The sequence below is a fragment of the Nocardia rhamnosiphila NBRC 108938 genome, assembly GCF_000720425.1.
GTDB classification, from domain to species: Bacteria; Actinomycetota; Actinomycetes; order Mycobacteriales; family Mycobacteriaceae; genus Nocardia; species Nocardia rhamnosiphila.
The window spans coordinates 1-20,098 of the sequence record NZ_JOAJ01000009.1 but is presented as its reverse complement, the minus strand read 5'-3'; the positions used below and the strand labels follow the sequence as shown (position 1 = coordinate 20,098).

Sequence of the window (20,098 nt, the reverse complement as noted above, 5' to 3'; positions counted from 1 at the left end):
GGACCAGCCCACAAGCTCGATCCCGTCCGCGGCAGCACGCCAGAGCACGCAGGCCCTCAGCAAGCGCGCGAGAACTACCGCAGTACTTTGCGGCTGATGGCGTATTTGTGGACCTCGGTGGGGCCGTCGTAGAGGCGGAAGGGGCGCATATCGCGGAAGATCATCTCGACCACCGTCTCGTCGCTGACGCCGATGCCGCCCAGGATCTGGACGCAGCGGTCGGCGACCTTGAACAGTTCCTCGGAGACGAACGATTTCGCCATCGAGCTCTCGTGGCGGGCCTTCTTGCCCTGGTCCATGAGCCAGCAGGTGTGCCAGATGGTCAGCCGGCACTGGTGCAGCGCGATCTCGTTGTCGGCGATCATGAACGAGACGCCCTGGTGTTCGCCGAGGGTTTTGCCGAAGGCGGTGCGGGTTTTGGCGTGGTCGATGGCGATGCTCTGGGCGCGTTCGGCGGCGCCGAGCCAGCGCATGCAGTGGGTGAGGCGGGCGGGGGCCAGGCGCAGCTGGGCGTAGCGCAGTGCCTGGCCTGCTTCGCCGAGCAGCGCCGACTTCGGGAGGGTGAGGTTGTCGAAGCGGACAACACAGTGCCCGGCCACATAGTTGCGGTCCATGGTGTTCATGGTGCGTTCGATGACGATGCCCGGGCGGTCGCCGTCGGTGAGGAAGAGGGTGGGTCCGGCGGGGAGGTGGGGGTTGTCGCCGAGCAGTGCCATGATGATCCAGGTCTTGGCGCCGTTGGCGCCGGTGATCAGCCATTTGCGGCCTTCGATGACGAAGTTCTCGCCGTCGAAGGTGGCGGTGGTGGCGAGCTGGCCGGGGTCGGAGCCGGCGCCGTCGGGTTCGGTCATGGCGAATACCGAGCGCTGATGCCCGTCGATGACCGGCCGGAGGTAGTGCTCGGTCTGCTCGGGGTTCGCGATCTTGGAGAGCAGGAACATATTGCCTTCGTCCGGAGCGGCACAGTTCATGGCGACCGGACCCAGCGTCGACCAGCCGGCGGCTTCGTAGAGCACCGCCTGCTCCACGTGGGTGAGGCCCCGGCCACCGAGCGCGGTGGGAGCCTGGATGGTCAGCAGGTCCTCGGCGCGGGCGAGTTCCACGAGTTCCTGGCGGAGTTCGTCGGTGGGGCCGTGGGAGGTGAGTCGCGGGTCGCGCTCGTAGGGCACGATCTTGTCTGCGACGAATGCGCGGACCCGGTCACGTTCGGCGGCGAGCTCGGCGGGAATCGTGAAGTCGATCATGTGGTCACCTTCGTCCGGGGGCGTTGAGGACGAGCATACGAAACTTCGCCGCCCGGACTGAAGGCACCTGCCCTCAGGTGCTCAGCGGACCCGGGCGACCTGACGCTGCCGCGCCCCGATCACCCGGCAGACCAGGTAGATCACGAACGAGATCGTGGTGACGAAGGTGGAGACCGGCGCCCCCGGCGCCAGCGACAACAGGATGCCGCCCACTGCGGCGATCTCGGCGAAGATCACCGCAAGCACGGTGGCGCGCACCGGGTCGGCGGTCAGCTGCGCGGCCGCGGCCGCCGGGGTGATCAGCAGTGCGAGCACCAGCAGGGCGCCGACGATCTGGACACCGAAGGCCGCCGTGATCCCGAGCATCACCGCGAACAGGATGGACAGCGCCCGCACCGGCACACCCCGGGCCACCGCGACCTCCGGATCGGTGCTGGCGAACAGCAGCGGACGGTACACCACGGCCAGTACGGCGAGCACCGCGGCAGTGCAGGTGGCCAGTAGTGTCAGCCCGCCGAAACCGACGCTCACGACCTGCCCGGTCAGCAGCGAGAATTTCGACCCCGCGCGTTCGGGACCGAGCCACAGGAACAGCACCGACAGGCCGAGTCCGAACGACAGCACCACCGCGATCACCGAATCGCGCTCTCTGGCCCGGGTGCCGAGCACGCCGAAAAGCACGGCCGCCACCACAGAACCGGCGATCGCCCCGAGCCCGACGCCCGCGCCGACCAGCAGCGCGGCGGCCGCACCGGTCAGCGAGAGTTCGCTGGTGCCGTGTACCGCGAATGACATCTGCCGGCTGATGATCAGCGGGCCGATCACCCCGGCGAGCAGCCCGAGCAGGGCCGCCGCGACAACGGCCTGCTGTACGAAGTCGTAGCCGAGCAGGTGTGCGGTGGTCTGGATATCGAAGATTTCGCCCAATACCTCGGAGAGCTTGTCCATCTACCCGTTCGCCTGTCCCGCTCGCTGGGTGAGTTCGGCCAAGGGGTCACCGGCGTGCGGGGTCCCCGGCTCCCCGTGGCAGTGGGCGCCGGCGGTGCCGAGGGCGTCCATGGTGTCACCGGTGCCGACCACGACCAGCCTGCCCCGGACACGCAGCACGTCGACCTCGGTCTGGTACAGCTCCGAGAGCACCGCGGAGGTCATGACCTCGTCCGGGGTGCCGATCCGGAATTTCCCGCCGACCAGGTAGAGGACCCGGTCCACCAGCGGCAGGATGGGGTTGATCTCGTGGGTGACGAAGAGTACCGATGTGCCGTGGCGGCGGCGCCGGGCGTCGATCAACCCGGAGACCAGCTGCTGGCTGGCCAGGTCGAGGCTCAGCAGTGGTTCGTCGCAGAGCAGTACCGCGGGGTCGCCGACCAGTGCCTGCGCCACCCGCAACCGTTGCTGTTCGCCGCCGGACATGCTCTCCAGCGGGGCCCTGGCGAACCTCTCCGCACCGACATCGGCGATCGCGGCGGCGACCTTGCGCCGGCGCTCGGCGCGCGCTCGCAGGCCCAGCCCCCAGCGGTGTCCGTCCACGCCGAGACCGACCAGATCGACGCCGCGTAACTGCACACCCGCGTCGATGGTGCGCTGCTGCGGTATGTAACCGATATCCGGGTGACCCGCGCGCGGCGCGGCGCCGGCGATCCGGGCACTGCCCGAGCTCAAAGCCAGTTGGCCGAGCAGCACCCGGAGCAGCGATGTCTTGCCGGAGCCGTTCGGCCCGAGCACCGCGATGAACTCACCCCGGGCGATGCTGAGATCCAGTTCCCGCCACAGGACGCGGTCGCCGAACGCCAGAGTGGCCGATTCGAGCCGTACGGCGGGTTCCGGCGCGGGCCGAGCGGAGTCGTCGAAGCGCTCGGCCGCGACACTGCCGTCACCGCCCGTCGTGGCACGGGGCGCTGTCGAGGCGATATCGCTGCTCATATCGATCCATCCGTTCCTCGGGTGCCGTCAGCCGATGGCGTCGGCCAGCGCCTGGGCGTTCTGCGTCTGCCACGTTACGAAATCCGTTCCGGACGGCAGGGTTTCGGTCACCTCTACCACCGGAATGCCGGCGGCGACGGCGGCATCGCGCAGATCCCGGCCCACCTTGTCCTCGGTTTGCACGTTGTAGATCAGGACCGCGACCTGCTTGCCGGCGATCAGATCGCGGGTGGCGGCGACCGCGGCGGGCGACGGATCGGTCTCCTGCTCGATCGCCTCCTGGTAGTCCCGGGGCGTCCGGTCGACGGTACCGGCATCCTGCAGCAGGTAGTACGCCAGCGGTTCGGTCTGCAGGACCGGGATGCCGGGGTGGTCGGCCGCGATCGCGTCGGTGCCCGCGCCGACCTGTGCCAGCCGGTCGGCGAACTGCGCCGCCCGATCGGTGTAGTTCTGGGCGTGCGCGGGATCGATTTCGGCGAGGCGGTCGCCGATCTGTCCGGCGACCAGGGCGACGGTTTCCATGTCGTACCAGACGTGCTCGTTCGAATCGTCCCGGATGGCCTGGTCCCGGGCAGCGACCGCCTCGACGGTGCGCTTACCGCGGCCCTCGATCGCCTTCGCGACGAATTCGTCGTAGTGGCCACCGTTGTAGACGACCAGATCGGCGTCGCTGAGCTGCGCGGATTCCGATGCCGAGGTCTCATGCGAATGCGGGTCGGCGGAGGGGTCGGAGATGATCGCGGAGACGTCGGCATCGGGCCCCGCTACGGTGCTCGCGATATCGGCCCAGACATTGGTCGAGGCGACCACCGATGGTTTGCCGGAATCGGAGCCGGCCCCGCCGCAGGCGGTGAGCGCCGCGGCCGCCGCCACCCCCACGGCGATGATCAGAGCGCTACGGGCATAGTGAGGTGACACGGCAAATACCTACCAGGGTTAATGGAAATCGTTTCCGTTTTACTTTAGCAGCCCTGGTGAGAGGTTCTGAACCGACCGCCCAGTTCTAACACTCCTCGCCACGCGACCATTCCATACGCGGCCCGTCTCGCCGTTTCGGCCTCGAAAGCGCATGAGCCGAAGGCTCGAGTCTCGAGGCCGAAACGGCGAGACCAAGGGGGCCTCAACCCCGCGACGCCGCAGGCGGCGCCAAAAAACACAGCACCTTCGCGAGGGGGTCCCGCATGTCTTGCGTTGGCGAGGGGGCTTCGCCTGTTCTCACGTTCGGAAGATGGCCGGCATGGTCTTGCGCTGACGAGCGACCCCACCTGCTCTCATGGTCGCGGGCGAGCCCGCCTGTCGACCCGCTCCATCCACCCGAACCCATGAAAACGGCGGGCCGCATCCGCGACCCGCCGTCTTTGCTCACCGAGCGATTACCCCTATTTCCCGAGCAACTGCGCGCACCGCAGCAGACCCAGGTGGCTGTAGGCCTGGGGATGGTTACCCAGGGACCGTTCGGCGACCGGGTCGTATTCCTCACTGAGCAGCCCGGTGGGCCCGGCCACATCCACCAGCTGCGCGAACAGCGCTTCGGCGTCGGACCGTTTGCCGATCAGCAGGTAGGCCTCCACCAGCCAGGCGGCGCACAGATGGAACCCACCTTCGCCGCCGGGCAGGCCGTCGTCGTGGTGGTAGCGGTACACCGTGGATCCGCTGCGCAGTTCGGCTTCGGTGGCCACCACCGTCGCGGCGAACCGCGGGTCGCTGGGATCGATCAGGCCGCTGAGTCCGATGTGCAGGGTCGCCGCGTCGAGGTCGGTGCCGTCGTAGGCGGCGGTGTAGGACTGCACTTCGTCGTTCCAGCCCTTGGCCTTGACCTCCGCCGCGATGGTGTCGCGCAGCGGCGCCCAGTCGCCGTCCACGGGGCGGTCGAACTTCTCCGCCAGGGTCAGCGCCCGGTCGATCGTGAGCCAGCCCATCACCTTCGAGTAGACGTGGTGGCGGGGGTTGCCGCGGATCTCCCAGATGCCGTGGTCGGGTTCGGTCCAGCGGCGCTGTACCGCCGAGACCATGGCGTGCACGAGTTCCCAGTCGGCGTCGGGCAGCACCTTGCGCGGATCGGTGGTGCCCTGATTCTCCCGGGCGTGGGCCAGGCTGGTGATGAGGTCCACGATCGGGCCGAAGACGTCCAGCTGGACCTGCATGTTGGCCGCGTTGCCGACCCGCACCGGCCGCGATCCGGCGTAGCCGGGCAGCTGGTCGATCACGGCCTCCGGTGGCAGGGTTTCGCCGTAGATGGTGTACAGCGGATGCAGGCGTTCGGGGCCGGGCAGGGTTTCCAGCACTCGGTGCACCCATTCCAGATACTGTTCGGCCTCACCCAGCGAGCCCAGCGAGACCAGGGCGCTGGCGGTGAGCGCGGCATCGCGCAGCCAGCAGTAACGGTAGTCCCAGTTGCGGACGCCGCCGATATCCTCCGGCAGCGAGGTGGTGGCCGCGGCCAGGATCGATCCGGACGGCGCGTGCACCAGCCCGCGCAGGGTGAGCGCGGACCGTTTCATCAGGTCGGGCTTGAGGGCGGGCAGGTCGAGGGTCGCCGCCCATTCTTTCCAGTAAAGTTCGGCGATCCGCCGCCGTTCGTCCTCACCGGTGGCGGCGGGCGTCAGATCATGTGTGCCGCAACGCAGTTCCAGCACGATCGGGCCGTCGGACGGGTCCACGACCGCGGTGGCCGAATCGTGTGCGCCGTCGCTGTGGATCTGCCACTGCACCCCGGGGGCGCGCAGCACGACCGGATCGTTGGTGCCCCAGACCCGCAGGCCGTCGGTTTCCACCTGGATGGACACCGGAACCTGGCCGAATTCCGGGCGCGGGGCGAAGGTGATCTCGGCGGGAGCCGTACCGGTGATCACCCGGGTGAGATCGGTGCGGTCGGGGTCCACGTCATGCGGAAGATAGTCGGTGACCTGCAGTTTCGCCCAGCGGGTCTCGACGGTCATGGTGCCGTCGACGTATCGCTGGGAGAGGGGCAGGCCCGGCCGTTGCGGGGTGATGGAGAAGTGCCCGGCGTCCATACCGCCCAGCAGGTGGGCGAAGACGGCGGCCGAGTCCGGTTCCGGATGGCAGAACCAGGTGACGGTGGCATCGGGGGTGACCAGCGCGACCGAACGCGGACTGGCCATCATGGTCAGCCGTTCGATCCGGGGCGCGCTGGCGCCGGCCAGCCAGGTGCGGCGTTCTTCGAGCAGGAAGGCCAGCGCGTGCGAGACCGCCTCGGTGCTGTCGACCCGGTATTTGGCCAGCGATTCGCCCTCGCCGACCTTGATGCCGATATCCGGTCCGGTCAGCGCGCGGAACGCTTTCTCGTCGGTGACGTCGTCGCCGAAGAACACCGCCGCCGACGCGCTCTCCTGATGGCGGACCGTGCTGAGGGCCGAACCCTTGTCGGTCGGCACCACGGCCAATTCGATCACGGCTTTGCCCTCGGTGACCTGCACGCCGACCCAGCAGGCCGGGCCCTGGCGGGCCTGGCCGAGGGCGCGGCGGCCGATCTCGGGGGTGGCGTTGCGCACGTGTAGCGCGACGCTGGCGGGTTTGGTCTCCACCGTGACGCCCGGATGGTCCGCGGCGATCTTGTTGAGGGCGGTCACCACTTCCCGTAGCAACTGCCTGGCGTCACTGTCGATGGCGTGGACGAAACCCACGTCGAATTCGGAGCCGTGGCTGCCGATCAGCTGCACCTCGACCGGTAGCCGGGAGAGTGCGGCGAGGTCACGCAGCGCTCTGCCGGATATGACCGCGGCCGTGGTGCCGGACAGCCCGGCCAGCGCGCGTAATGCCCGCACGGATTCCCCGTGCGGGTACGCCTTGGCCGGATCGGAGACGATGGGAGCGAGTGTCCCGTCGTAGTCCGATGCGACGAGCAGCCGAGGGACGCGCGCGACCGTCGACAGCGCTCGGCGGAGTTCCAGTGGCAGATCCTGTGCGCTCACACATCCAACCTATTGATCGGAGTTTTCGTTAAGAGGGGGCGCGCATGACAATACTGTGTCACGTCCGCTGATCCGATTCGGCGGGAAGTGTGGGCGGGTGCCCTCGGCTCGACGTGCGGGTGAAGGTGCGCCCGGCGCCGGCCGGCGCGGAATCCGCGGGCCGAGCTCACCGGCGCCGGAGGCGGATTGCGAGATTTTTCGGGCTTGCGCGACACCGCAGCGAACGCCTGGATATCGCCGTGCCGCACCGGTGTCGGCGAGCCACCGGTGGCCCGGTCACCGGGCGCGGCGGCGCAGGCGTCAGGAGCGCTGACCGAGCAGGAGATCGACGGTCAGCTCGAGCCGTTCGGAGACATCGGTCGCGGAGGCGCGGCGGGTGAGCCAGGCGACCAGATTCGACAGCCACACATCGCTGATGACCCGGGCGATGGCGAGCTGGCGATCGGTGGGTTCGCCGTCGTTCATGGCGCGGGCGAACACCCGGTCCATCACCTTGCCGACCCGGTCCACCTCGGCGGCGGCCGAGGCGTCGGCGAACATGAACGCGCGGGTCATGGCCTCGGTGAGCAGCGGGTCGCGTTGCATCATCCGGGTGATCTGGGAGAGCAGCGCGTGCATCCGCTCCTCCGGTGACTGACCCGCCAGCGGTTTGCGTTTGCCCTCGAACTGCTCGAACTCCCGGGCCAGCGCCGAGACCAGCAGGTGCACCTTGGATGGGAAATACCGGTACAGGGTGCCGACCGCGACATCGGCGCGTTCGGCGACCGCGCGCATCTGCACCGCGTCGTAGCCGCCTTTGGAGGCGAGCGCGAGGGTGGCGTCCAGGATTCGCTTGCGGCGTTCCCGCTGCGCGGCCGAGCTCAGTTCGTCCTCCCGCAGCGTGGTGACGGGGGCGGCTGTCGCCGCACCCGGATCGCCGGGCTGGGAACGGGAGGGGCTGGCCATGGAGTGGACTTCCTTTCCGTGACGTGTCGCGGACGTCAGCGCGTGCGGCGATGCGGTGGGAGCTTCTCTTGACTTCCGCCCACCGTGGATATTAGAACATGTTCTAGGTGTGGGAGTCACGCCGGAAAGGCGGTATGGACTGTGACCATCGCCACCACTGACGAGCATAAAGCCGTTCAACAGTCGATGAGCGGGTGGGCAGCAGCGGCACAACCGATTGCAACAATGCGGGCCGACGCGACCGACTTCTGGCGTACGTACTGGGCAACGCTTACCGATCTCGGGATCTTCCGGGTGGCGGTGGCCGAGGAGGCGGGCGGCGCGGGCGGATCGGTCTCCGATCTGGCCGTATTCATCGAACAGGCAGCACACGACATGGTCGGCGGCCCGCTGCTGACCACGGCGATCGCCGGCCTGGTGACCGGCGGGCAGCTGCCGGAGGAGCAGCCCTGCGGGATCGCGCTGGACACGGTCGCCGGGGACGAGACCGCGCCCGGCGGCGGACCGGCGGTGCCGGTCCTCGACGGTGCCGGAACGCTCAGCGGTAGCTGGGAATCGGTACTCGGCGCCGCGCCCGGAACCGCGGTGCTGCTGCCCGTGGACACCGCGGACGGCCGGCGCTGGTGCCTGCTCGGCCCGGATACGCCCGGACTGCAACTCGAAGCCCTGGAACCGCTCGACCTGACCACTCCGCTGGCCCGGGTCCGCTGCACCGAGGTCCGGATCGACCCGGACGCGGTGTTCACCCCCGATTACGCGGTGGAAGACCTGCTGGTCGCGCTGGTCGTGGCCGAACTCGCCGGCGTGACCGGCTGGTGCCTGACGACCGCGGTCGACTACGCGAAAGTCCGCGAGCAGTTCGGGCGGCAGATCGGGTCGTTCCAGGCGGTGAAACACATCTGCGCGTGGATGCTGTGCCGCACCGAACTCATCCGGTCGGTGGCCGCCGACGCGGCCGCCGCGGTCGACTCCGGCGGCGCCGAACTGCCGATCGCGGCCGCTATCGCCGCCGCCATCAGCCTGGACGCCGCGGTGGACACCGCGAAGGACTGCATCCAGGTACTCGGCGGGATCGGCTTCACCTGGGAACACGACGCCCACCTGTACCTGCGCCGGGCGACCGCGCTGCGCCAGCTGCTGGGCGGCGCGCCGTATTGGCGGGCCCGCGTCACCGAGCTGACCCGGGCCGGTAAACGCCGCACCACCGGCGCCGACCGGGTCTTCGCCGACGCGGCGCTGGCCGGCGGTGAGACCGATACCGAGGTGGCCACCGATGAACTCGCCGCCGAGGTCGCGCGTATCGCGGCGCTGCCGGCCGGGCAGCAGCGCGGTGCGCTGGCCGACGCGGGGCTGATCATGCCGCACTGGCCGCAGCCCTACGGTCGCGGCGCCGATCCGATGACCGGATTGGTGATCTCGGAGGAGTTGCGCCGGGCCGGGCCGACCGTTCCCGACCTCACCATCGGCGGCTGGGCGATCCCGACCCTGCTCCAGCACGGCACCCCCGAGCAGATCGAACGGTTCGCCTGGCCGACCCTGCACGGTGAGGTGGTGTGGTGCCAGCTGTTCAGCGAACCGGGGGCCGGTTCGGATCTGGCCGCCCTGCGCACCACCGCCGAACGCACCGAGGGCGGCTGGGTGCTCAACGGCCAGAAGGTGTGGACCTCACTGGCCAAGGAGGCGAACTGGGCCATCTGCCTGGCGCGCACCGACCCGAGCGCGCCCAAGCACAAGGGCATCAGCTACTTCCTGGTGGATATGCGCAGTGCCGGGATCGATATCCGGCCGCTGGTGCAGATCACCGGCGAGGCCCGGTTCAGCGAGGTTTTCCTGGACGGGGTGTTCGTCCCGGACGACTGCGTGGTCGGCGCGCTGGGCAACGGCTGGAAGATCGCCCGTTCCACGCTGTCGGCCGAACGGGTCGCCATGAGTGGTAACGGGATCGGGCCGGCGCTGGAGGAGCTGATCGCCAAACTTCCGGCGACCGGACGCGGGTCGGAGCTGCTGAACGATCGGCTGGGCGGTTTCGTCGCCGACGCCATCGCCGGGCTGCTGCTGGAACAACGCGCGGCGGTCCGGATCCTGGCCGGCGCCGACCCCGGCGCGCAGAGCAGTGTGCGCAAACTCGTGGGCGTGCGGCACCGGCAGGCGGTCGCCGAGTTCGCCGTCGAGGTGGCCGGCCCGGCCGGCGCGCGGGCCACCGAGGACACCTCGGAATTCCTGCTCACCCGCTGTCTGTCGATCGCGGGCGGAACCGAGCAGATCCTGTTGACCGTGGCAGCCGAGCGGATTCTGGGACTACCCCGCGACGCGGCCGGTTAGTTCGTGCGACGACTGGAGAGCAGAACGTGGACTTCACCCGAGACGAGGCTCAAGAGGCGGTGGCCGAGGTCGTCGTCGGACTACTGGAGCGGGAGGCGGCGCGCGACGCCGAACTCTGGCCCAAGATAGCGGCTACAGGCCTGCTGTCGGTAGCGCTACCGGAGCAGTTCGGTGGCGACGATATGGGCATCGACGCCGTATCGGTGCTGCTGACCGAGCTGGCCACCGATGCCGTGGCCGCCCCGGCGCTGCCCACCCTGGGCTTCGGCGTGCTGCCGCTGCTGGGGGCGGCGCCCGAGGCGGTGGCCGCGGAGGTGTTCCCGGCGGTCGCCGAGGGCGCGGTGCTGACCGCGGCGATCAGTGAACCCGGCGCGCCCCTGACCACCGAGCCCACCACCAAGGCCGAAGTGACCGGCGACAAGGTGCGGATCACCGGGTACAAGGTGGCCGTGCCGTGCGCCGATCAGGCGCGCTGGCTGCTGGTGACCACGGATTCCGGGGTCGCGGTGGTCGATTCGGATGCCGCGGGTCTGTCCCTGGCTCCCTCGGCCGTATCCGGTGAACTTGCCGAATTCTCCGTGAAACTGGACGCGGTCGAGGTGCCCGCCGACCGGCTGCTGCCGGACGCGGGCCCGCGGCTGCACCGGTTCGCGCTCGCCGCCATCGGCGCGGCGGCCGACGGTTTGCTCTCGGGTGCGGTGAAATTGACCGCCGCCCATGTGGGCACCCGGCAGCAGTTCAACCGGCCACTCGCCGAATTCCAGGCGGTGGCCCAGCAGATCGCCGACCTCTATGTGGTGTCCCGGACGCTGCATGTGGCCGCGGTCTCGGCCAACTGGGCTCTCGGACAGGATGATTCGAGTCCGGAGCGGCAGCAGCGGATCGACGACGATCTGAACGTGCTCGCCTACACTGTGGCCGCGGAACTTCCGCGTGCCATGCAGAAATGTCACCACCTGCACGGCGGTATCGGAGTGGATGTCACCCACTCGATGCATCGCTACTACTCACAGTCCAAGGACCTCGCCCGCTGGCTGGGCGGCGCCGCGTTGCGGCTCGAACGATTGGGGGCAGGGTGTTCATAGATCTGACCAGCGAACAGCGCAAACTACGCGACGACCTGCGCGCCTACTTCGCCGATCTGGTCACGCCGGAGGAGTCCGCCGCCATGGCGGTCAACCGGCACGGCGACGCCTACCGTGAGGTGGTGCGCCGGATGGGCCGCGACGGCTGGCTGGGTGTCGGCTGGCCCAAGGAGTACGGCGGCCAGGGTTTCGGCCCGGTCGAACAGCAGATTTTCTACAACGAGGCCTCCCGGGCCGATGTCCCGCTGCCGCTGGTCACCCTGCTGACCGTCGGCCCGACGCTGCAGCAGTTCGGCACACAGGAACAGAAAGAGAAGTTCCTGCCCGGGATCCTCGCCGGGGATATCCATTTCGCCATCGGATACTCCGAGCCGGAGGCCGGTACCGATCTCGCGGCACTGCGCACCAGCGCGTCCCGCGACGATTCGGGCGACTGGATCGTCAACGGTCAGAAGATCTTCACCACCGGCGCCCACGAGGCCGACTACATCTGGCTGGCCTGCCGCACCGGCCCGGTGGCCGACCGGCACCGCGCGATCACCATCCTGATCGCGGATACGAAGGATCCGGGCTACTCCTGGACCCCGATCATCACCGCCGACGGCGCCCACCACACCAACGCCACCTACTTCGACAGCGTCAAAGTTCCGGCGAATATGCTGGTCGGGGAAGAGAACAAGGGCTGGCGCCTGATCACCACCCAGCTCAATCACGAGCGGGTGAGCCTGGGCCCGTCCGGCAAGATCGAACAGCTCTACGACCGGGTCCGCGATTGGGCGCGGCCGCGCGGCGTACTCGACGATCCCGACGCGCGCGCGGCACTCGGGCGCATCCACGCCATGACCCGGCTCAACGAACTGCTGAACTGGCAGGTGGCGGCCACGGCCGACGATCCGAACATCGATCCGTCGCAGGTCATCGCGGACGCTTCGGCGACCAAGATCTTCTCCACCGAATCGCTGCAGGAGGCGGGCCGGCTGGCCGAGGAGATCATCGGCCGGTTCGGCGACCCGGCCGAACCCGCGACCGCCGAGCTGATGACCTGGCTCGACCGGCGGACGAAGCAGAACCTGGTGGTGACCTTCGGCGGCGGCGTCAACGAGGTGATGCGCGAACTCGTCGCCTCGGCGGGCCTGAAACTGCCCCGCGTACCCCGCTGATTCGATGAGCCCGGCCCCGGCCCGCCGCCCCCGCCGCCGGCCGGCGGTCGCACCCTCTCGAACCACCCGACCCTAAGGAGCAGCGTGCCGGACACAAGTACTCCGGAAGCGATCATCGCCGCCGCGGAGCAGATCAAGGCGGCCGGGGCCAGCGCGCCGCGGCCCGGCCGCGACCCGGTGAACCAGCCGATGATCAACAACTGGGTGGAGGCGCTGGGCGACAGCAACCCCGTCTATGTCGACGAGGCGGCCGCGAAGGCCGCCGGTTTCGACGGGATCGTGGCCCCGCCCGCCATGGCCCAGGTGTGGACCATGCTGGGTCTGGGTGGTCGCCGTCCGTCCGACGATCCGATGGAGGCCACCAACGCGCTGCTCGACTCCGCCGGGTACACCTCGGTGGTAGGCACCAACTGCGAGCAGATCTACCACCGCTATGTGCGGCCCGGCGAAGAGGTGAGCATCACCAGCGCGCTGGACAGCATCAAGGGCCCGAAACGTACCGGGCTGGGTGAGGGGTTCTTCCTGACCTACCGCACCAGCTGGTACGTCGGCGACGAACTCGTCACCGAGATGCTCTTCCGCATCCTGAAGTTCGCCCCGGGTGCGGCCGCCGCCCCGGAACCGGCACCCGCCGAACGGGTGCGGCCGCTGGTCTCCCAGGACACCGAGTTCTTCTGGGAGGGCACGAAGGCCGGCGAGCTGCGTATCCAGCGGCTTCCCGACGGCTCCCTGCGTCATCCGCCGATCCCGGCGATCTGGCAGGACAAGACCGAACCGGTCGGCTATGTGGTGTCCTCCGGGAAGGGCACGGTGTTCAGCTACGTCGTGCACCACGCGCCCAAGGTGCCGGGCCGCGATCTGCCGTTCGTGGTCGCGCTGGTGGAACTCGACGAGGGGGTGCGGATGCTGGGTGAACTGCGCGGTGTCGGACCCGAGCAGGTCGAGGTCGGGCTGGAGGTCGTGGCCGGTTTCGAGAAGCTCGACGACGATACGGTGCTGCCGTTCTGGAAGGTGACCCCATGACCGCCACATTCGATCCGGCCGCGGTCCGGGTCGGGACCGAGCTGCCCGAACTGTCGATCCACGCCGATCCGACGTTCGTCATCAGTACCGCACTGGCCACCCGGGACTTCCAGGACGTGCACCACGATCGGGACCAGGCGATCGAACGCGGTTCGAAGGACATCTTCGTCAATATCCTCACCGATACCGGTCTGGTGCAGCGGTTCGTGACCGACTGGTCGGGTCCGAGCACGGTCGTCAAATCCATCGCGCTGCGGCTCGGGGTGCCGCTGTACGCGTACGACACGCTGACCCTCACCGGCAAGGTCGTCGAACTCGACGGCGAGGACGTCCGGCTGGAGGTCGTCGGCAAGGACAGTCTGGGCGATCACATCGTCGCGACGGTGGTCGCGACCGTACCGGGTGCCGGAGGTGGGGCGTGAGCGCAGCCGCGACGCACAGTCGGTGTCCAGCCCGCGGAACGAGGAACGCATGACCACTTCGCAACATCCCCTGTCCGGCCGGGCCGCCATCGCGGGGATCGGCGCCACCGATTTCTCCAAGGAATCCGGTCGCAGCGAACTGCGGCTGGCCGCCGAGGCCGTCACCGCGGCCCTGGCCGACGCCGGGCTCACCCCGGCCGATGTCGACGGCCTGACCACCTTCACGATGGATACCAACCTGCAGGTCGCGGTCGCCCGCGCGGTCGGCATTCCGCAGTTGAAGTTCTTCAGCCATATCGGGTACGGCGGCGGCGCGGCCTGCGCGACCGTGCAGCAGGCGGCAATGGCCGTGGCGACCGGGGTCGCCGATGTGGTCGTGGCGTACCGGGCGTTCAACGAGCGGTCGGTGTCCCGGTTCGGGCAGTTCTCCACCTCGCTGGCGGCCGCGCCCACCTCCTCGGGTATCGACGCCGGCTGGTCGTATCCGCACGGTCTGGGTACGCCCGCCGCGCAGGTGGCGATGGTCGCCCGGCGGTATATGCACGTCTACGGCGCGACCTCCGCCGATTTCGGCCGGGTCGCGGTGGCCGACCGCAGGCACGCGGCGGTGAATCCGAACGCGTTCTTCTACAACAAGCCGATAACCCTGGACGATCACCAGAATTCGCGCTGGATCGCCGAACCGCTGCATCTGCTGGACTGCTGTCAGGAATCCGACGGCGGTGTGGCGATCGTGGTGACCAGTGTGGAGCGGGCACGGGATCTGCCGAATCCGGCGGCCGTGATCACCGCGGCGGCGCAGGGCAGCGGCGCCGATCAGTACGTGATGACCAGCTACTACCGCGACGCGTTGACCGGGTTGCCGGAAATGGGCCTGGTCGGCGACCAGCTGTGGGAGCAGAGCGGTTTGCGGCCCGCCGATATGCAGGCCGCAATTCTGTACGACCACTTCACCCCGTTCGTCCTCATGCAGCTGGAAGAACTCGGTTTCTGCCCGCGCGGTGAAGCGAAGGATTTCATTGCCGACGGGGCTATCGAAATCGGCGGAAAACTCCCGATCAATACCCACGGCGGGCAGCTGGGGGAGGCATATATCCACGGCATGAACGGCATTGCCGAGGGTGTGCGCCAGTTGCGGGGAACGTCGGTCAATCAGGTCGACGCGGTGGAGAACGTCCTGGTCACCGCGGGGACCGGGGTGCCGACCTCGGGGCTGGTGCTGAGCGCGGACCGGGTCGCGTAACCGGGCCGGCGCCGGCCGCGGTGTCAACCGTGATAGACACCTGCCGTGCCGCGTCCGGGGTGCCGGTCGCGGCGCGGCGTCTGTTCGACGTCCGAGTTGAGCGGGTGGATTCGGACATCGGGAATCGGTCACCCTGTCTGCGACGAGGTTGTGAGTATTCACGGCGGGGAACAAGATATAACTGTCGATCCCGCAATGGGCAGTACGTTTGCCGGCAAGGGGCTGATAAACGTGAAAAACTCGTCATTTCATATTGCCGATTCGCTCCCGGACCGGCCGTCCGGCATGTAAACATGTGGCTGTTCTTGGCAGTGAGCAGGTTCGAGGTATCGGGTTGGCCGGGTCGCGGGCGCTGATCGCGCGCATTGTGGCGGTGTTCGCGCTGTTGTTTTGCGCTGTCATCGCGCTGCGCGGGCATATCCCGGGCATGCCGGACGGTAGCGGTTCGGCGGGCAACGCGCCCTCGGCCCTCACCGTGGCGTTGATGCCGGTGCTGCTCACCGTCTCGGTCGTGGTGTTGCTGGCCGGTGTGATCGCCTCCCAGCATCGGCTCCCGCTGGCCCTGCCCGACCTCGACTCCGATACCGAGTCGCACTGGCGGCTGGGCCGCCTCGGCCTGGCCGTGCTGTTCCTGCTGGCCCTCGTCGGTGTCCTCGCGGCGATCGTGTTCGCCGTCTACTTCATCGGGTTCCAGCGCGTCGCCGAACCGGTTCCGGCCGCACCGCCCGGTTCTCCCGCCCCACAGCACCCCGCGACGCCGCCCGGGACGCAGGAGGATCAACCGGTCCTGACCGGAACCGGGTTGTTCCTGGCCACGGCGGCCGCGGGCACACTGGTGGCGGTGGCCGTGACCGGTCTGGCCGTCGTCACCGTCAACACCCAGCGGCGCGAACGAGCCGAGGAACCCGACGACGGGTTGCCGGCTACCGGGGACCCGCCCACCACCGATACCGACACCCTGGTCAAAGCCGCCGAGATGGGGTTGGCCGCCATGAACGCGGCCGGACAGGACCCGCGCGCCGCGATCATCGCCTGCTATCTGGCAATGGAACGCGGCCTGGTCTACGCGCGCGGTCTGGCCCCGCTGGCCTCGGATACACCCATGGAAGTGCTGGCGCGCGCATTCGAGCACGGGGCCCTGCACGAGGCCTCGGCCCGGGAACTGGTCGCGCTGTTCGAAGAGGCACGGTTCAGCCCGCATTCCATGCTGTCCTGGCAGCGGATGCGGGCCGAACAGCTGTTGCGCGTAGCGCTCTCCGACCTGCAGAGCACCCCGGACCCGGCCGTATCGGCCGCCCCGGATCCCGGCGGCTATCCGCCCGCCCTACCGCCGCATGCCGGTGCGCCGAGCGGGGTGCTGCCGAGATGAGCAGACCCTGGATCGTCGTGGCCGCCATCCTCGCGGTCGCGGGCATCGAGGTGGCCGCGTGCCTGCGGGCCCGGGAATTCGTACTGATCGCGGCCGGGGTGCCGGTCGCGATCGCGCTGTGCTGCTTCGTCTGGGTGCTGCTGTGCCCGGAGAAGAGAGAAAAGGAACTCGCCGACGACATGGAGAACGGGCCCGCCGAGATGCTGCGCCACTGGCATGCCCGTGCCGAAATGCTCGTCGACCGTGCCGAAGGTAGCCGCGCCGACTGGGATCGGCATCTGCGACCGCTGCTGGCCAAGGAGTTCCAACTGTCCGCCGGTCTGCGGGTCAGCAAGAACCGGCGGGCGCTGGAAAGTGCCGGGATCCATCTGTTCGGCGCCGAATTGTGGCGCTGGGTGGACCCGGCCGATTCGGCGCTGCGTGACCAGAACACGCCCGCGCCGGGCCGCGCGGCTCTGGACGAGATCCTGAGCCGCCTTCAGAGAATGTGAAACGGGTCGACCCATTGCGAGAAAACACATGACGATGCCCTTGGACGCGACCGTCCAACGCACCGAAGCCGTGCTCCGGGAGGTTTCCCGGGTGGTGGTCGGCAAACGCGAAGAGCTACAGCTCATCATGATCGCGATCCTGTCCGGCGGGCATGTGCTCATCGAGGATCTGCCCGGACTGGGCAAAACACTGATCGCGCGGTCGTTCGCGGCCGCCCTCGGCCTGGACTTCACCCGGGTGCAGTTCACCCCCGACCTGCTGCCCGCGGACCTGCTCGGCTCCACGATCTACGACATGTCCACCGGTCGTTTCACGTTCCGCCGCGGTCCGGTGTTCACGCATATGCTGCTCGCCGACGAGGTGAACCGCACCCCGCCGAAAACCCAGGCGGCGCTGCTGGAGGCGATGGCCGAGGGACAGGTCAGCATCGACGGTGAGACCTTCCCGCTGCCCCAGCCGTTCATCGTGCTCGCCACCGACAACCCCATCGAATACGAGGGCACCTATCCGCTGCCCGAAGCGCAGCTGGACCGGTTCGCCATCCAGTTGCGCCTGGGCTACCTGTCCGAGCAGGACGAGACCCAGATGATCCGCCGCCGTCTCGAACGCGGCGCGGCAGAGCCCCGGGTGAACCAGGTGATCGACGCGAAGGGCCTGCTGGAGATGCGAAACGCGGTGGAGTTCGTATCGGTGCACCCGGACGTGGTGGGCTATGTGGTGGCGCTGGCGAGCGCTACCCGGGCCCACGCGCAGGTCGAGGTCGGCGCGAGTCCGCGCTCGGAGCTGGATCTCGTGCAGATGGCCCGCGCCCGGGCCCTGCTGAACGGCCGTGACTTCGTGGTCCCCGAAGATGTGAAGGCCCTGGCAATCCCGGCCATGGCGCACCGGATCACCCTGCGGCCGGAAATGTGGGTGCGGCGCATCCGCGGCGAGGATGTGATCAGCGAACTGCTGCGCCGCCTGCCGGTTCCCCGCGCCGCCACGCCATGAGACATCGCGACGCCAGTGCCACGGTGGAGGCCCGCCTGCGCTGGCGTCCCGCCCCGCTGACCTACCTGCTCGCCATCGCCTCGGCCGTCGCGCTGCTGGTCGCGGTGGTGGCGGGCAGCTGGCAGCTGGTCGTGTTCGCCTCGCCCATGCTCGGTGTGCTGGCCAGCGCGCCCTGGCAGGTGTCGCGCACCCGGATCCAGGTGGATGGCGGCGGTACCCAGCGGTGTTTCGAGAACGAGGAGGTCACGGTAACCATCGCCGCCTTCGTCGATCAGGGGCAGGCGCTGCTGCGCTGTAAACCGGTCGCGGTCGACGGGATGACGGTGACGGTGGAGGAGTCCGCGGATTCGGGGACGGCGCCGGCCGGGCTGCGGTTGACCGTGTCGGCGGCGCGCTGGGGTCGGTATCCGATAAAAGTGCGGGTGAAGGCGTTGAGCCCGGCCGGGATGGCGCTGGCCACCGCGACCCTGCCGGCCGGGGAGATCTACGTCTACCCGATCACCGATCCGCAGCGGATGCGCCTGCCGCGCACCGAACTTCCCGAACGGCTCGGCGTGCACCTCACCCGCCGGCACGGTCCGGGCGTGGAATACGCCGATATCCGCGCCTACGCTCCCGGCGACCAGTTGCGCATCGTGAACTGGCCGGTGAGCGCCCGCCGCGGCCGCCTGTACGTGACCGAACGCCTGACCAACCGTTCCGCCGACGTCGTCGTCCTGGTGGACACCTCACAGCAGGCGCCCGGACCCGCCAGCGACGCGCTGGAACTGTCGGTGCGTGGGGCGGCGCAGGTGGTGCAGTCCACGCTGCAGGCCGGCGACCGCACCGCTGTCGTCTGCCTGGGGCAGTCGCCGCGCTGGCTGCGTCCCGATATCGGCCGCCGGCAGTTCTATCGCATCGTCGACACCGTGCTCGACGTCGGCGACGAGTACATCCCCACCACCGGCACCCTGGCGCCCTACGCCGCGGTCCCGCTCGGTGCGGTCATCGTCGCGTTCACCACCCTGCTGGACACCCAGTTCGCTCTCGCGCTGATCGACCTGCGTAAACGCGGACATGTGGTGGTGGCGGTGGATGTGTTGCGCGGCAGTCCGTTCGCCGGCGATCTGGACCCCACCATGGAGAAGATGTGGCAGCTCGAACGGATGTCGATGTACCGCGATATGAGCACGGTGGGGGTGGATATCGTCCCGTGGGCCGCTGACACCCGCCTCGACCAGACCATGCGCCTGCTGCCCCAGCGCCGCCGGATGATCCGGGTACGCCGATGATCAAATTCCTGGCGCATCTGTCCGGCACGCTGCTGGTGCTGCTGGTCGCCCTGATCCAGCCGTGGGCGGCCCCGGCCGCGATCGTGCTGGTGGTGGTCGGCTGGTGGTGGCGCTGGGCGGCGGTCGGCGCTGTTCTGCTGGTGATCGGGGTCCTCGCGCTCTCCGACACCGGCCTGGTCGCGGCGGCCGCGGCAGGGCTGGTGGCCACCGCTTATCTGTTGAACATCGCGACCGTCACGGCGCCGCGCGGGGTCGTTCCGACCACCCTGCCCTCGGTCGTGGGGGCGGTCCTGTGGACGGCGGCGGCCGGGTCGGCCGCGTTGCTTCCGGTCGAATTGGTGTGGGCGCCGGTGGTCGCTCCGGTGCTGGTGATCCTGTTGTCATCGATCCTCACCTACAGCATCACCACGGCGCGCCGGCGGCCGCCCGCGGTATCGGCGGCGGACACGGGTGATGAACCGGCAGCTCGCGCCGATCGGTGAGAAGAGTGTGGATTCGGCCCCCGCCCCTCTCAAGGTATAGCGCACCCCGGGGCTTGCGGCAAGACCCCGGTCGTACCGCATACTCGCTGGCCTAGCTGTACTGCCCAGGCAGGTTGGTCAACCGGCTGATGGGGGCCTTCCTGCCGATGGCGGTGTGTTGCCGGTGGTGATTGTAGGTGTGGAGCCAGGCCGGTA

Annotated in this window: 17 protein-coding genes and 1 pseudogene; 11 read left to right on the top strand and 7 right to left on the bottom strand. The window is 69.0% G+C overall.

Annotation, left to right across the window (positions count from 1 at the left end; translation table 11 throughout):
- Positions 1 to 74: 74 nt before the first annotated feature.
- From IG75_RS0126815 to kstR, 6 genes are all read right to left on the bottom strand, one after another.
- Positions 75 to 1,244: an acyl-CoA dehydrogenase family protein gene (locus IG75_RS0126815; protein ID WP_030524117.1), complete on the bottom strand. Its 1,170-nt coding sequence runs from the start codon at positions 1,242 to 1,244 to the stop codon at positions 75 to 77.
- 81 nt (positions 1,245 to 1,325) lie between these two features.
- The gene (locus IG75_RS0126810; protein WP_030524116.1) at positions 1,326 to 2,192 is read right to left on the bottom strand and encodes a metal ABC transporter permease; all 867 of its coding nucleotides are present in this window, start codon (positions 2,190 to 2,192) and stop codon (positions 1,326 to 1,328) included.
- Positions 2,193 to 3,167, bottom strand: a complete 975-nt coding sequence (locus IG75_RS0126805; protein ID WP_081877160.1) for a metal ABC transporter ATP-binding protein — start codon at positions 3,165 to 3,167, stop codon at positions 2,193 to 2,195.
- Between the two features lie 27 nt (positions 3,168 to 3,194).
- A complete protein-coding gene (locus IG75_RS0126800; RefSeq protein WP_030524114.1) occupies positions 3,195 to 4,085 on the bottom strand; it encodes a metal ABC transporter solute-binding protein, Zn/Mn family in 891 nt (296 codons plus the stop codon).
- 461 nt (positions 4,086 to 4,546) lie between these two features.
- Positions 4,547 to 7,099, bottom strand: coding sequence for a trehalose-phosphatase (otsB, locus tag IG75_RS0126795; RefSeq protein ID WP_030524113.1), 2,553 nt, complete (start codon positions 7,097 to 7,099; stop codon positions 4,547 to 4,549).
- Positions 7,100 to 7,399: 300 nt separating this feature from the next.
- The gene (kstR, locus tag IG75_RS0126790) at positions 7,400 to 8,044 is read right to left on the bottom strand and encodes a cholesterol catabolism transcriptional regulator KstR (protein ID WP_030524112.1); all 645 of its coding nucleotides are present in this window, start codon (positions 8,042 to 8,044) and stop codon (positions 7,400 to 7,402) included.
- Positions 8,045 to 8,185: 141 nt separating this feature from the next.
- Here kstR and IG75_RS0126785 point away from each other — a divergent pair, with 141 nt between their 5' ends.
- The 11 genes from IG75_RS0126785 to IG75_RS0126735 all read left to right on the top strand — a co-directional run bounded on the left by IG75_RS0126785 (position 8,186) and on the right by IG75_RS0126735 (position 19,903).
- Complete coding sequence (locus IG75_RS0126785; protein WP_030524111.1) at positions 8,186 to 10,366, top strand: acyl-CoA dehydrogenase family protein; 2,181 nt, start codon at positions 8,186 to 8,188, stop codon at positions 10,364 to 10,366.
- A gap of 26 nt (positions 10,367 to 10,392) precedes the next feature.
- Entirely contained in the window at positions 10,393 to 11,451 is a 1,059-nt protein-coding gene (locus tag IG75_RS0126780; protein ID WP_030524110.1) for an acyl-CoA dehydrogenase family protein, read from the top strand.
- Positions 11,442 to 12,611: an acyl-CoA dehydrogenase family protein gene (locus IG75_RS0126775; protein ID WP_030524109.1), complete on the top strand. Its 1,170-nt coding sequence runs from the start codon at positions 11,442 to 11,444 to the stop codon at positions 12,609 to 12,611. The genes IG75_RS0126780 and IG75_RS0126775 overlap by 10 nt, the downstream gene beginning before the upstream one ends.
- A gap of 84 nt (positions 12,612 to 12,695) precedes the next feature.
- The gene (locus IG75_RS0126770) at positions 12,696 to 13,634 is read left to right on the top strand and encodes a bifunctional MaoC family dehydratase N-terminal/OB-fold nucleic acid binding domain-containing protein (protein ID WP_051714952.1); all 939 of its coding nucleotides are present in this window, start codon (positions 12,696 to 12,698) and stop codon (positions 13,632 to 13,634) included.
- Positions 13,631 to 14,056 (top strand): MaoC family dehydratase, encoded by a 426-nt coding sequence (locus tag IG75_RS0126765; RefSeq protein ID WP_030524107.1) that lies wholly within the window; start codon positions 13,631 to 13,633, stop codon positions 14,054 to 14,056. The genes IG75_RS0126770 and IG75_RS0126765 overlap by 4 nt, the downstream gene beginning before the upstream one ends.
- Positions 14,057 to 14,105: 49 nt before the next feature.
- Positions 14,106 to 15,299: a lipid-transfer protein gene (locus IG75_RS0126760; RefSeq protein ID WP_030524106.1), complete on the top strand. Its 1,194-nt coding sequence runs from the start codon at positions 14,106 to 14,108 to the stop codon at positions 15,297 to 15,299.
- A gap of 334 nt (positions 15,300 to 15,633) precedes the next feature.
- The gene (locus IG75_RS0126755) at positions 15,634 to 16,668 is read left to right on the top strand and encodes a DUF4129 domain-containing protein (RefSeq protein WP_063834197.1); all 1,035 of its coding nucleotides are present in this window, start codon (positions 15,634 to 15,636) and stop codon (positions 16,666 to 16,668) included.
- Positions 16,665 to 17,159, top strand: a complete 495-nt coding sequence (locus IG75_RS0126750) for a hypothetical protein (RefSeq protein WP_030524104.1) — start codon at positions 16,665 to 16,667, stop codon at positions 17,157 to 17,159. Before IG75_RS0126755 ends, IG75_RS0126750 begins: the two co-directional genes overlap by 4 nt.
- Before the next feature lie 28 nt (positions 17,160 to 17,187).
- A complete protein-coding gene (locus tag IG75_RS0126745; protein ID WP_030524103.1) occupies positions 17,188 to 18,150 on the top strand; it encodes an AAA family ATPase in 963 nt (320 codons plus the stop codon).
- Positions 18,147 to 19,421, top strand: a complete 1,275-nt coding sequence (locus tag IG75_RS0126740) for a DUF58 domain-containing protein (RefSeq protein WP_030524102.1) — start codon at positions 18,147 to 18,149, stop codon at positions 19,419 to 19,421. The genes IG75_RS0126745 and IG75_RS0126740 overlap by 4 nt, the downstream gene beginning before the upstream one ends.
- Positions 19,418 to 19,903 carry a hypothetical protein gene (locus IG75_RS0126735; RefSeq protein WP_063834196.1) on the top strand — a complete coding sequence of 162 codons (486 nt, stop codon included), beginning with the start codon at positions 19,418 to 19,420 and terminating at the stop codon, positions 19,901 to 19,903. The genes IG75_RS0126740 and IG75_RS0126735 overlap by 4 nt, the downstream gene beginning before the upstream one ends.
- 91 nt (positions 19,904 to 19,994) lie before the next feature.
- Here the strand turns inward: IG75_RS0126735 and IG75_RS39330 are convergent.
- Positions 19,995 to 20,098: pseudogene (locus tag IG75_RS39330) on the bottom strand (IS481 family transposase); the annotation flags it as partial.